Below are 14097 nucleotides of genomic sequence, written 5' to 3' on the forward strand. Positions count from 1 at the left end.
TTACCTTTTTAGCGTAAAATGACCTTTAAAAACGCTACCATTCTCCATCACAGCATTAAACCAGTAATCATTAGAAGGCAAAGGGCGGCCATTAAAAGTGCCATCCCATCCCTTTGTATCATAAGGGAGTTCTACCAGTAGTTTTCCGTAACGGTCATAGATCTGAATTCCTTTCAATCTAAACTCAGGATCTGGGATATCGTAGGGTCTCCACTTATCATGGTACCCATCATTATTCGGAGTGAAATATGGCGGAAAACCAAAAAGAGTAATATTGGATTGACCTACTTCGCAGGCCTGATCATTTTTAACGTATACCGTATGTGATCCACCGGGGACGCCTCTGAATACTGGACTTGATTGATAGGGACCGTTAATGTCATCAAGTGCATATACCGTATTCTCATCAGCTTCAGAATTTGTGACCACATTTAGTTCATTATCAGCTCCATGATTCTGAACTTCAATTTGGTTTATTTCAGGCGCTTCAAATTTTTCTATGTTATAGGTAATTTCCTGGCCACATCCAGATTCATTCAGTATCAGGTTCAGGGTGTATAATCCGCTTTCATTTACCTCGATGGTACGGCTATTTTCGCCCGTGCTCCACTGGAAATCGTAATCTTCAGGATTCTCAACATTGATATCAATTCCCAATTCAAGAGGGAAGTCGGTGTTGCAGCCGCTTAATTCATTGATCTGCTGAATTTGCGGGAGACTGGTGATTTTCAATTCAATAGTTCCGAAGCCATAGCAAAAGCTATCACTGTCGGCTCGAATGTAAAAGATTCCGGGTTGAGAAATATAATTATCGGGCAACGGATTTTCACCTAGAATAGCATCATTTTCGGATTTATGAAAAGTAAGGCTAACGCTGTCATCCAGACCTAGTTCAGAAATGGCATTCTCTTCGATAGTTGCGAAATTATACTGAGCTTCACCACCGCCAATATCACAACCGTTTACCGGCGAAGGGGAGAGGTTCACACTTTCTGTAGTTTGCAGCCTCATTGGTGAAATATCTGAACAAGTACTTCCAAATCCGCTTACTTTTACGAATATTTCCTGATTTGGAGTCTTGTTCCTGTATATGTTGTTCAGTGAATTTTGATTTTCGGTATCATTCAGGGCTGTCTGTCTATCTTCGTAAAAATAAAGCTGTAGACCTGGGTTTCCCTGCGTTAGAAAATCTTTAGCCAGTTGTAAATTGAATTCTGCGATCCCATCGGTGCTATTATCATCCTGAACATCACATTGTTTCAAAACATAATCTGAAGGCACGCTGGGAATCCCAAAAATGGTGACTTCTTCACAGACCGGATTCAATGGAATCCCGTTTAGAGTTCTCGTAAGGCTTACCGTATATGTGCCGGCCTCCGCATAAGTATGCGTAGGGCTTTCTGCCTGGGAGGTATTTCCATCACCGAAATCCCAGAATAAAGAATCATACTCCTGATCACCAGATATGGTGAAAGTCGTCTGATCTCCAAGGCAAATATTATCGTATTCAAAATTAGTATTGAAGAGCGACTGGATGAATGGTGGTAATCCTAATTTCACATCTCTGTTGATGCTAAAAGAATTGTGCCTGTAATCTACAGCAGAGGCATTTTCTTCAGGATTATGAATCACAGAAAGTTTCTCCCATCCCTCATATCCTCCACCATCTGTTGGATAACCGGCACGATAGATCTTTCCATCTATCCCTAACTGTAAAGCTCCTGCAACATTTCTAGAACTATGTATCGTTTCTATAGATCCGGCAATATTTGCAGCCTCCAGATCGAATTGATATAGCTCTCCACTTAGTAAGAGGTCGTCATTATTGTAGGTGTTCGAAGTAGCATAAAGTTTTTTAGATTCTGCAGAAAATTCGACTCCATACGGATATGCATTCGCCAGTAATAATTGTTCATTTGATACCTGACCTGTCATATCATCAAAATCATATAGAAAAACCTTTCCAGTCTTTTTTGCACCGCCGGTACGTGGACTCCCCAGGCCAGTACCGCTATAAGCTGCGGCCATTTTTTTTCCATCGGGTGAGATTTTCAGGTATCCAGGTGCGGTAACGTTTAGATCCTGGTCGTTGATCAAAGGCCTGAAGTTATTATTGATCGTTGAGATCACCGGGTTGGTATTTACTCCAGAGGAACTAACTCTAAAGGAATAAAATTTATTAGTGAACTGGGTGACTACCCAATATGAAACACAATCTCCGCTAATTACCGCTGATATTTTTTCTGAACTTTTAAACTCGTTTTCTGTAGGATCTGAAGGATTATAAGTGACCAGGTGTATATTTTTACTTCCTTCAATTATTCCTCCATTTCCATTGTTAAGAGACATATCTACCTCAGAAAAATGAACACCTTCAATGGGGTCATTGGTGATCCTGAAGTAATCTGGTTTGTCTACGGTGAAAATAAAATAGAAACCAGGATTGCCTGGTTTAGGGATTATAATAGCAGATTGTGTGCTGGAAACATTTCCTTTAAGTCCCGTACCATTTTGCATCACATTATGATTGCGATCGTACACGGTAGAACCATCGGTATAAAAAAGCAGGTTGCCATTTCTATCAGAAATGGAAGCAGATCCTTCTATAGTTTGTAACCTTCCATTGTTTAAGGGGACAGGTGCACCAGATTTAAAAGATATCCCGGCTCCATCTCCAAAATACCAGTTGGCCGCTTCTTGTTGTGCTGAAGCGCCGGTATAGATAAAGATGAAAAGTATAAAAAAAACAAGATATCTTATCCCCATGTGCAAGTGTTTCCCCAAATTGTTATAAATCCCTTTTCTTCAGAAGAATAAAGGAGAAGTAAACAAATATAAGAATCCAAATGCTAACTATTAATAATTGATACCAGTGAATGCCATAATCCTTGTTAAGCTCACCACCTATCTGGTTTGCGGCTGCCTGCACGGCATTCAGTCTTGAAAAAGGTTCTACGATGAGATTGCTCATCGATTCTAACGGGAAAAACTGCATGATCTTCCCTGCTATATCGGTGCCCTTGAAGATCCTGAAATTCAATATTCCGTAGATTATATTCTCAATAATTACCCAGACCACCAAGAAGCCTAAAGCAAATGCCGATCTTTTAACGAGTATCCCTAAAAACATACAAAATGCGAAAAAGCCCGTGAGTTTTATAAAGTAAGCCAGTAAATATTCCAGGTCTGAAAAGACGATAGATAGTTCATTATAATCTGAAAATGAAAGACCAAGAACCATGGTTACTATAAAAAGAAATAAAGTAGAGATCCCTGAAAATGCAAGGACGGTCAGGAATTTAGAAAGTACGAATTCCTTTTTGCTAAGTCCGTCAATGAGGTTCTGTTTTATCGTCCGGTTACTGTATTCATTAGACATCATGGAGACAATGACGATGGCCAGGAATAACTTGAGTATAGCAGCTATATAGCTGTTAAAATGCCAGATATAAGGAAAATTAAATATTCCCTGATCTGCCACCCTGAATTCGAATTCTCCAATTTTGAATTCGATAGATGCGATAAGCGCTATAAAAGTGATCAGGATAAAATAAGTGATGATCAATATCCTTGCAGAACGGCTATATCGTAATTTGTTATATTCTATTTCGAGTAAACGTAGCATTAGTTTTGAGCAGTTTGGTTGGTTAATTGAAGGAATTGTTCTTCCAGGCTTTCTTTGCGTTTATTCAGATAAGAAAGGGAAAGTCCTTTTTCAAAAAGAAACCTGTTGATCTCCTCGGCTTCCATCGGTTCATCAAGAATGGCCGTTAAAGTGCCTTCTTTTTCGGTGATATTTCCAATTTTTGGATGCATTTGTAGCAATTCTTCAAGTTTTGCCATATCAGAAGCCTTTAATTCGAAGAATCCGTAACTATTAATGATCTGGTCTACCGGCCCGCTGTATAATTTTTCTCCTTTCCTGATAATTACCACATGAGAGCAAACTTTTTCAACTTCATCCAGGAGGTGTGAAGCCAGAAGAATTGTGGTTCCTCCCGCGGCGATCTTTCGAATGATCTCCCTGATTTGATGTATACCTTGAGGATCCAATCCATTGGTAGGTTCATCAAGAATCAGGATCTCCGGGTCGTTAAGCAGGGCAGAGGCAATAGCAAGTCGCTGCTTCATCCCGAGGGAAAAAGTCTTGAATTTGCTGTCTTTCCTGTCCAAAAGTCCAACGATCTCAAGTTTTTCTGCAACCTTACTTTTATTAGTTCCCTTAATTTTACAAACCAGTTTAAGATTCTGCTCTGCCGTCATATAAGGGTAAAAATTCGGGTGCTCTATGATCGCACCTACTTTTTTCAGAGCCTCGTGGGTAGACATATTACCGTCGAACCACTTGAAATCGCCCGAGGTTTTATTAACCACATTCAGAACCATTCCCAGAGTGGTGGATTTACCACTACCATTAGGTCCTAAGATACCGTAGACATTTCCTTTTTCGATGCTAAAACTTAACTTATCGACAGCGGTGATCTTGCCGAATCGTTTTGTTAGATTATTTAAACTTAAAATTGTTTCCAAGATTGGTGAAGTGTTTAAAATACGACGTCTAAAATAGGATTTTGTTACAGGTTTCCCTATAATAACCTTAATTTTGAGGAAAACGAGGAGAACTATGGATGAAAAACTGATGTCAAAAAAGAAGCCGGCATTTCCTATCAATGAACGCTTCAACAGATATCTTGCAAAATATAACCGCAATACTAAAATTCCCGTTTTTTATGATGATCTGCTGAGGTTCTCAGGATCTATCGTGGTATATGATCAGCATGATGAAGATACATTCTGGGTTCGGTGTTATTATCCAGATCATGAAAGGATAGAAATCGATAATAGTCTTAAAAAGGTCTATACCATTTTGCATTCAGATGGTAGCGAGGATTCACTGGATTACCTGAATGTTGATGCTATCGACTATTGTACTTTCGGAAATTCAAAGCCCTTCAGAATAAAGGTCAGGAATATTCTTAATGATAGTTTTACTTATTTCTATGTGAAAAAAGCCGATGCTTCCAGGTTATACGGGTTGGAATTCGAGCATTTATTATCTCCTCACCGTATAAATTTTTTGGTCTATAAAGACACTTTAATTGAAGAGCATATCGCCGGTATTCCCGGAGATGTTTTTATAGAAGATCATTTGCCAAATTGTGATCTGAGGGCAAAAACCCAGATCGCCAAGCAATTTGTAAAGTTCAATGAAAGGTGCACGGTAAGATTACTGGGGGATATGAGATCCTATAATTATGTGGTTATCCCAACTCACGATTTTGATCATGTGGAATACCAGATACGAGCCATAGATTTTGATCAGCAGTGTTTTGAAGGAAATCTGAAGGTTTACCGACCTCAATTCTTTAAGGAAAATTATCAAATGGTGAAGCTGGTTTCAGATAAACTGGAAGATTCTTCCATTGAACAATATCGTAAGGAAGAGCGATCTTTGCTTGCCAAAAGGATGATTAATACACAAAGCAGGTATAAGGAACTCATCAGGTGCATGATCAACGATCATGTCTCTACCAAAGACAATGTGAAAGAGTTAAGAAACGATCTTTACGCCTTTTCCAAGGATATGAAATTCAAAAGGGCCAGTACTATGGGACAGATCCTAAGAACGGCACTGGATTTCGTAAAACGTAATTATGAAAATGTAAATATGAAAAGATTGCTGGAATAGCAAGAGCTCGATGTATTGAAGATTTTTTTAAAATTGAAGCGAAGGAATCTCTTGAGAGACTGCTTCGCTTCAATTAAATGAATCTATTTTTTCTCCTCTTTGTTGAAGTAAACGAGGTAGTAATACATCTGTTTTTCTTCATCCCATCCTTTTTCCACGAATTTCTCCGCGGACTCGGCATTTACAAAATCCATCTTTATCTGGATATTCGTATCTAAAGTGATCACATTTTTGATCTTCTTACGGGCGTCTGTAACTGCTTTATTGGCGATAGGGAAACTGGTAAGGTCTTCTACCTTATATTTTGGAGCCTTTTCTGTTTTATAATTCTGAAATTCAGGGATCAAGGCCGGATTATCGATCACAGAATTGATATAATTCGACTCTTCAAAATCATCATTCTTAGCGAAATAATCCATACTTCTGTTCATGAACATCACTTCCTGCTTTTTGTCTTCAGCAGGTAATACCACGTCTTTTGCGAAGTTTTTTGCAAAGTTCAGGTAATTCTTAGTGAAATAGTTCTCATCTGCCAATACGTCTACGCCTAGAAAATTCTCCAACCAGTACTTGGTGTCATAACGGTTAGAATCTACCGAAAGGATCTTGTAGCCCTCTTCACGATTCTTGTTGAAAATTATAGCGCCTTTATCCAGTTTCTGAAGATTAACTCCTTGCTGAACGATCATTTCAAGATTGCTCTGTTTCTGTTCGAATTGAAGGAAATCATGTTTTAATTCAGATTTGAAGATCCCGATTCCAGATACTTTTTCGTTATCCAGCTGAAGTCCTTCAAAATAGACCACGTAAACCTCTCCGCTTTTTATATGCGGATGGGTAGACTGCTCATAAAGAATAGTGGCTATCTTTTTAGAATACTCGTGGGTGTTATAAGGATCGTCGAAGATCTGGTTAGCCAGGTTATACAGCTCATTGAACTCAATATCGGTTTCATGACTAAAACGATAGTAAGATTCTTCTTTTTCCCGGAATGGTTTCAGAAAATATTCCTTGATCAAAGGCTTTATTTCATCATTTAAATGAAAAGTAGAAGCGGAAACGAAAATGTTCTCGCCCCTGTTCTTATTTCCAACGCGATGTATGGAAAGTGATTCAATTTGGGCATTAAAAAGATTGATCATCTATATCTGAAGTTTTGACTAAATAAAGTTGAAAAAAGTGAATTCTGAAAGAAGTTTTTCAGAAGATATGATCGGGTTAATTACCGCAATGGATTAATTCCAGTTTTCGTCAAATTCGAAATCGTCATATCCATCCGTATCGAAGTCATCATCATAATCACCGTTCAGGATTCCTTCGTCCTCACCGGTAAATTCCTTTTCGGGAGCATTTTCCGGGATCTGACCATGAACATACATTAAGTTTGGATAATCTCTTCCTTCTTCGATCTCGGCGATCTGACCTAATTCCACGAAAAAAGTCCACATTTTCAGAAAATCGTAAACGTAAATAAGTTTCGTTTGTTTTTCTGAAAGTATACTGTCTAAAGAAGTTTCATTCATTAATTTAATCGAAGTATCATGACCGCTCATATCGAACTGGTGGATCTCTTCGCCCTGGTTCCATTCATCATCGCTAATATAAAACGAAGCCATCTCTGTACCGTCGAAGCCAAAAGACTGGACGATAGTGTTGTGAAGGTCTTCCAGGGTGCTTTCCTGTAGTATTTCTATATCTCTGAAAACATCTTCATCAGCATCGAGAATTACTCGGAATCTATATACCATATCTAAAAAATTTGGAGGTCAAAGTTACAATTTTTTAATCTTCTCTGTCGCATAAATGCTTTCCATTAACAGGTAAAACTGAAATCCGAAAAGCAGGGAAGCGATCACAAGATGAAGTGGTTGGGAAAGAAATGGAAAATCGAAATTATACATGGCCACTCCCGTGGCTACTTCTAGTAGGATCAAAGCAATAACTATATTGATCCTGTTTAGGTTGAGGTTCAGTTTTCTGTTTTGCCACCATAAGATCAAATTAACTAGTAATACGATAATAGAAAATGACCTGTGCACGTAAAACATAATGTTGGGATCTGAAAGCCAGCTATCTTTTGCATCATAACCTAAACTGCGAATCTGTTCATCTACAAACTGTCTAACCTGCGTTCCCATAACTACCTGGATGAGGGTTAAAACTACCGCAATACCCAATAAGGTTTGAAATGTCTTTGTTTTATACTGGTTCGGTTCTTTTTCTGAAGAGATCTTTAAAAGATAAAGTAAAACTGCAACGATAACCAGCGCCATCACCATATGCACTGTGATCTTTGCCGGAGCCAGAACCGAATATACCACTGTTGCTCCAAGCCACGCCTGGAATCCCATTAGGAAAACGCATAACCAGGATAGAATTGTAATCCTTTTTCTGAACCTGATCTTTTTGAGGGAGAGTAGAGCCATGATCAATACCGCCAGGCCCGCCAGGGCACCAAAAAGCCGATTGATGTACTCAACCCAGGTATGGGTGGGATTAAAGATGGCATAATCGTGTTTCTCGTAATCTTCCCAGTTTGAAGGCTGATATTCTGCTGTAGTCTTGAAATCCTCAATCGCGACTTTCAGGCTTTCATCTACAATGATCACCTGGCCCTTTTTATAATCTCTGTTTGGCTGAAATTCCAGTTCAGAGATCTCGGTAGGAGGGATGTAGTATCCAAAACATTTTGGCCAGTCCGGGCATCCCATTCCGGAACCGGTCATTCTAACCACAGCTCCTGCTATAATAACCAGGTAAACTAGAACGAGCGAAACTTTTACCGATTTTCTATACATTTTTATTTTTCAGTATTAACTACCGTTAATCCAAGTTTTTCACCTTTTTCGATCATAAAATCCCTGGCCGGTTCATATTCATTAGGAATATCACCTTCCAAGATCGCTTCTTTAATGGCATCTTTGATCTGTCCAACCTCCCGGCTTGGTTTGATACCGAAAGTTTCCATGATCTCTTCACCACTAACTGGTGGCTGGAAATTCCTTACATGGTCTCGCTCTTCAACTTCTTCGATCTTCTTGCGAACCAGCTTGAAATTATTATGATATTTTTTAAATCTCTTAGGGTTTTTGGTGGTGATGTCGGCTTCACAAAGGGTCATAAGATCTTCTATATGATCCCCGGCATCAAAAATAAGCCTGCGTACGGCAGAATCGGTTACGCTATCATCGGCGATCACGATAGGCCTGGAGCTCATCAATACCATCTTTTGGACGAATTTCATTTTCTCGTTCAGAGGTAACCTTAATCTTTTAAATAGTTTAAAGACCATCTTTGCGCCTACGAACTCATGACCATGAAAGGTCCAACCTATCTTTTTATGGAATTTTTTAGTCGGAGCTTTTCCAATATCATGTAGTAAGGCTGCCCACCTTAACCAGAGATCATCGGTATTTTTTGAAATATTGTCTACAACTTCCAGAGTGTGCCAGAAGTTGTCTTTATGGGTTTGACCTTCTACTTCATCAATTCCCTGCAGGGCCGTAAGCTCCGGCAGTATCTTTTTTAGAAGACCGGTTTTATATAAAAGAGCGAAACCTTTAGAAGGTTTATCGCTTAGCATGATCTTATTCAGTTCATCAAGGATCCTTTCCTTGGAAATGATCTTAATTCGTTCCTTGTTGCGCTTTATCGCATTTAAGGATTCAGCTTCAATGATAAAATTAAGCTGGGTGGCGAACCTGATGGCGCGGTACATTCTTAAAGGATCGTCTGAATAGGTGATATCTGGATCCAGCGGAGTTCTAATGATCCTGTTCTTTAGATCTTCATACCCGTTAAATGGATCTAACAGGTCTCCGAATCCATCTTTGTTCAATTTAAGCGCCAGGGCATTTATAGTAAAATCCCTGCGGTTCTGGTCGTCTTCCAGGGTCCCGTCTTCCACGATAGGTTTGCGGCTATCTTTACGGTAACTTTCCTTTCGGGCCCCCACAAATTCAATTTCCATATCACCATCGCGAAGCATGGCGGTACCAAAGTTTTTAAATACCTGAACCTTTGGCTTGTTAGGTAGCTTTTCAGCAACCTTTTTGGCCAGTTCTATACCACTGCCAATAGATACGATGTCTATATCTTTATGATCTCCGCGGTCGAGGATATGATCACGAACAAAACCTCCAATTACGTAGGCATCCACAGACAATTCATCTGCAGCTTCTGAAATAACATTGAATATTTTATGATGTAAGGCTTTGCTGTAATTGTGGTATTTCGGCATCTGTCTATTTGCGTATCACACTCACCTGGCCGTCGTTACTCAACTTGATAATCGCTGATGGTCTAGGTGATTTTTTTGAACGCTGCAAATTTACTACATAGTCTACACCTTTTAAAATTTGGGGAGTGATTTGATCGAATGATTGTGGGGTCGGCTGGCCGCTAACATTGGCTGAGGTAGATACCAAAGGTCGTTTCAGTTTTTTAATTAGGTCTGAACAGAAAGTATCTCTCACTACTCTTATTCCAAGGGATTCGTCCTCTCCAACCAGATTCTCAGCGATCCTGATGGGTTTATCATAAATGATGGTAGTTGGTTTTTTGGCGTATTTAAGGATGTCGTAGGCCATTTCAGGAACTTCTTCCACATATTGCTCCAGCATTTTGAAATTAGATACCAGGCAGATCAACGCTTTAGATTCTTCCCTTTTCTTTAATTGATATACTTTGTCCACTGCGTCGGCATTGGTAGCATCGCATCCAATCCCCCAAACTGTATCTGTGGGGTATAGTATGATGCCGCCTTTTTTAATTACATCTATGCAATTTCTAATTTCCTGTTCCATTCGTTCCATAAAGCACTTTTTTATATTCAGCTAAGGTTTGCTCAGCCATTTTTCTGGTAGTAAAGTTTTCGATTAGTTTCTTGTAAGACCTTTCGGTAAATTTATTTCTTAAAACTTTATCCTGGGACAAAGCTATCAATTTATCTGCTAAACTTTGAGGTTCGTAAGGATTGCTTAACATGCCATTGAAACCATCTTCAATAATTTCAGGTATTCCCCCAACATTTGTGCTCACTACCGGAACCTTATGATAAAAGCTCTCATAAATAAATTGTGGGACTCCTTCGCTTTGTGAGGTAAGAAGTGAGATATCGAACTGCGGAATAAGAGCTGAAGCATTTTCAATAAAACCAGCGATATTTACGTGCTTTTGAAGTCCTAATTTTTCGAGCTTGTTTATATAATCAGGGGTTCTGTTTGTATGGCTTCCAATAAGGACAAAATGAAAATCATAGATCTTTTTTTGATTTACCAGGCTGTCTATCATATCAATCCATGTATCTAGATTTTTCGCCCTTATATGGTTGGCGATGGTACCCACAATAATTTTATCCCCAGGTATTTCAAATTCCAAGCGAAGATTTTTATACTGGCTGTTTTTTTTATCTAAACTGGTGCCATGGTAAATAGTGGTTAGTTTGGCAAGATCTTCGATCTTTTTAGAAGCGATTCTTTGTGTTTCCTTAGAAACGCAAAATATCCTTTTTATGTTTTCGTGATTGTATTTATAAAGAGTGCGACTGCGATCTTTGATTGGGAAAGATGTTTTTTTGCTCAGAACAAATGGAGGTAAATCTCCTAATTTTGTAGCCATTACGGCCAGCGTTAAGGCTGTAGTATCATGGATGTGGAGGAGATCTATTTTTCTCTTTTTGCAAACCTCAATAATCTTGACTGCATATCGCAGATCCATTTTTATCTTAAGAGGTGCTGATTCAACCTGAAGACTGGAGTTCTTTATTTTGTTATGGAAAGCAGCGTTCCTTACGCATAGAATGGTATTTTCTGAATTTCTATCTATCTTCTTAAGTTCCAGGCAAAGTTGTTCGATGTGATTTTCACCACCGCCCCAGTTTTTTGCGGCAGAAAGATGAAGGATATTCATTAGATGATTTTCTGTTTTTGTTTTAAAGAATCAGATAAATGTGCACCGGTCAAAAGAATTTTTAAAAGTGGAAAATACTTTGGTTTGATAAGACTGGTAAACAGATATCTTATGATCAAATAGGTTATAAGTACTTTATGGGCCAAATAGCCGTAGTGCTTTCGAGTATAGTATAAAAGTGAAATTTTTAATTCTTTCTTTATAATAATACTCTTCTGGATACTGGCACTTTTGAAATGAATATAACTGATAAAGGGATATAAATAGGTTTCTTTTCCGGTTTTTTTCAAAATTCTGCGGCAAAGATCAGACTCTTCATAATATAAAAAAAGATTGGTGTCAAACCCACCAACTTCCTTAAATTCATTAGCTGTTATGAACATGAATGAACCTTGAACATAATCAACTTTCAATGGTTTGTCATAAAACTTTTTTCTATTTGGATATTTGGCAGGAAAGAATCTCTCTAAGAAATGCCTTTTTAAAATTTCTCTTCCCAATGAGGAAAAATGATCTAGCGTAGCTCTGAAATTTTGGTTTTCATCCAGCATTTGTGGAGAACAGACTGCGATGTGGCTATTGTTATCCAAAAAAGTAGAAAGTTGACCAAGAGTGTCCTTTTCAGTTATTAGAGTATCATTATTTATAAATGCATAATATTTGCAATCGGAAGAGTTTTGCACACCCAACATATTCCCACCTCCAAAGCCTAAATTGGTCTTACTTCTAATGATCTTTAAGGAATTATTTTTCAGATTTTCAATGCTGGATTTGAGCTTGCTGAAATCTTGATGAGTGGAAGCATTATCTATAACAATAATTTCAAAATTAGAATTATGCTCATGATTCAGGATAATGGATTTTACACAGTTAATTGTAAAATCTGAAGTGTTATAGTTTATAATAATGCAGCTTACATCTAACATATTATTCCATAATTGGTTGCCATTTTTCCAGGATGTTCTTTATTTAGAGATTTCGTGATGTTCCAAAAGCATAATTCACGAGATATGATTAATTAATATTCCTTTTTTTAATGCTGTATAATAAGCATTTACTGAATTTTTAGGTAATACGTTAATTATTTGTGATCTCATTAAAGCCTTTAAATGATGTAAATATAAAACTAAATATTACTTTGATTTTCCGGCAAATAAATCATCAATGAATTTGATTTCGGAAAAAGTAGTTTTGGCATATGAAAATAGTTCTGGAAGGGCAATTTGAAAAGGATCGCGATGAGAATGTTTGTCTAATAGATAGATTTCAATACTCAGGAAATACAATTATAGGCAGCGGATAGATGAAGAACTTTTATTCTCTTGGCGATCATTAAATATTCCGGACCAAGATAAATATTCTACTTTTGCAGACAATCAGCAAAGTTTATGAAAATTTTACATATATCTGGGCATACATCATGGGGCGGGAGCGAGCAGCAGTTATTTAATACTATCGAAGAGTTAGAAAAATATGATGTGCAGCAAATGGCTTTTTGCTTTCTTGACACACCGACTCATATAGCTTTAAAGAAAACCAGAACTGAAATTTTTGCAATAGAAAAAGTAAAACCTCATAAATCTGAATATTTGCGATTCCTTGCAAATATTGTCAGGAATAATAAAGTTGATATCATTCACCTGCATACGAGTGATGCTCTTACTGGGTTTGTTCTGTGTGATCTCATTTATTCCCTCAATGTAGCTACCGTATATTCCAGAAAGCATGTTAGGAATAAATCCAGCTTTCTGAGTAAATTGAAATATAACTATAGAAATATTGATAGTATAATCTGTGTGTCGGATTACGTTAAAGACCACTTTAGTAAAGTGCTAAATGACACAGCCAGGCAAAAACTCACTGTAATAAGGGATGGGGTTAAGCAATCAAATTCTGATATTGAAGAGGAATATAGTTTGAGAAAGAAATTAAATATTTCTGAAGATAAGGTCTTGATTGGAAATATCGCCAATCATACCAAGGCAAAAGATCTCAAAACTTTAATTAAGGCGGTAAGTTATTTGGTACACGAACTTAATTATAGAAATTTTAAGCTCGTGCAAATCGGAGAATTCTCGAAACGAACTCCAGAGTATAAAAAGGAAGTGGAATCTGAAAGAATAGAGGAATATCTTAGTTTCACCGGATTTCTGGAAAATGCCTCTATTTTAATTCCCGAGTTTGATGTTTTCGCCATGTCTTCAGAGAGAGAGGGAGGACCATCTTCTGTAATTGAATCATTTTTTTATAAAACTCCTGTCGTATCTACCAGGGTAGGTATAATAGAAGAAACAATAGAAAATGGTAAAAATGGATTTTCAGTAGAGGTAGGTGATTATAAAGACCTGGCTGAAGGGATAAAAAAATTAGCTGAATCACCAGAACTTAGAAATGAATTTTCGGAGAAAAGTCATAAAATGTTTTTTGAGAATTTCACTACGCAAAGTCTTGGTAAAAACACCTATGAAGCTTATGCAAGCCTTCTTTAAACAAATAAT

12 protein-coding genes are annotated in these 14097 nt (G+C 37.7%); 2 read left to right on the forward strand and 10 right to left on the reverse strand.

Features of this window, described 5'->3' with window-relative positions; genetic code table 11:
* Genes G3I01_RS09790 through G3I01_RS09800 form a run of 3 tightly spaced genes read right to left on the reverse strand, consistent with a single transcriptional unit; the run spans position 1 to position 4530 of the window.
* Positions 1-2766 carry a T9SS type B sorting domain-containing protein gene (locus G3I01_RS09790; RefSeq protein WP_219547355.1) on the reverse strand — a complete coding sequence of 922 codons (2766 nt, stop codon included), beginning with the start codon at positions 2764-2766 and terminating at the stop codon, positions 1-3.
* A gap of 22 nt (positions 2767-2788) precedes the next feature.
* Positions 2789-3625, reverse strand: a complete 837-nt coding sequence (locus G3I01_RS09795) for an ABC transporter permease (protein WP_219547357.1) — start codon at positions 3623-3625, stop codon at positions 2789-2791.
* Complete coding sequence (locus tag G3I01_RS09800; protein WP_219547359.1) at positions 3625-4530, reverse strand: ABC transporter ATP-binding protein; 906 nt, start codon at positions 4528-4530, stop codon at positions 3625-3627. The genes G3I01_RS09795 and G3I01_RS09800 overlap by 1 nt, the downstream gene beginning before the upstream one ends.
* A gap of 94 nt (positions 4531-4624) precedes the next feature.
* Between G3I01_RS09800 and G3I01_RS09805 the strand changes: the two genes are divergently transcribed.
* Entirely contained in the window at positions 4625-5689 is a 1065-nt protein-coding gene (locus G3I01_RS09805; RefSeq protein ID WP_219547361.1) for a hypothetical protein, read from the forward strand.
* A gap of 83 nt (positions 5690-5772) precedes the next feature.
* On the opposite strand, the gene G3I01_RS09810 is transcribed toward G3I01_RS09805, so the two are convergent.
* The 7 genes from G3I01_RS09810 to G3I01_RS09840 form a co-directional block, all read right to left on the reverse strand.
* On the reverse strand, positions 5773-6831 hold the full coding sequence (locus G3I01_RS09810; RefSeq protein ID WP_219547363.1) for a nucleoid-associated protein: 1059 nt from the start codon (positions 6829-6831) through the stop codon (positions 5773-5775).
* 93 nt (positions 6832-6924) lie between these two features.
* Entirely contained in the window at positions 6925-7437 is a 513-nt protein-coding gene (locus tag G3I01_RS09815) for a hypothetical protein (protein ID WP_108172655.1), read from the reverse strand.
* 24 nt (positions 7438-7461) lie between these two features.
* On the reverse strand, positions 7462-8487 hold the full coding sequence (locus G3I01_RS09820) for a COX15/CtaA family protein (protein WP_219547365.1): 1026 nt from the start codon (positions 8485-8487) through the stop codon (positions 7462-7464).
* A 2-nt stretch (positions 8488-8489) separates the two neighbouring features.
* On the reverse strand, positions 8490-9929 hold the full coding sequence (locus G3I01_RS09825) for an HD domain-containing protein (RefSeq protein ID WP_219547367.1): 1440 nt from the start codon (positions 9927-9929) through the stop codon (positions 8490-8492).
* A gap of 4 nt (positions 9930-9933) precedes the next feature.
* Complete coding sequence (locus G3I01_RS09830) at positions 9934-10503, reverse strand: L-threonylcarbamoyladenylate synthase (protein ID WP_219547369.1); 570 nt, start codon at positions 10501-10503, stop codon at positions 9934-9936.
* Entirely contained in the window at positions 10478-11599 is a 1122-nt protein-coding gene (locus G3I01_RS09835; protein ID WP_219547371.1) for a glycosyltransferase family 4 protein, read from the reverse strand. The genes G3I01_RS09830 and G3I01_RS09835 overlap by 26 nt, the downstream gene beginning before the upstream one ends.
* The gene (locus tag G3I01_RS09840) at positions 11599-12525 is read right to left on the reverse strand and encodes a glycosyltransferase family 2 protein (RefSeq protein WP_219547373.1); all 927 of its coding nucleotides are present in this window, start codon (positions 12523-12525) and stop codon (positions 11599-11601) included. Before G3I01_RS09840 ends, G3I01_RS09835 begins: the two co-directional genes overlap by 1 nt.
* Before the next feature lie 462 nt (positions 12526-12987).
* Here G3I01_RS09840 and G3I01_RS09845 point away from each other — a divergent pair, with 462 nt between their 5' ends.
* Positions 12988-14088 (forward strand): glycosyltransferase family 4 protein, encoded by a 1101-nt coding sequence (locus G3I01_RS09845; RefSeq protein WP_219547375.1) that lies wholly within the window; start codon positions 12988-12990, stop codon positions 14086-14088.
* Positions 14089-14097: the final 9 nt, after the last annotated feature.

Origin of the sequence: Gramella sp. MT6 (assembly GCF_019357415.1) — a bacterium.
Lineage (GTDB): Bacteria > Bacteroidota > Bacteroidia > Flavobacteriales > Flavobacteriaceae > Christiangramia.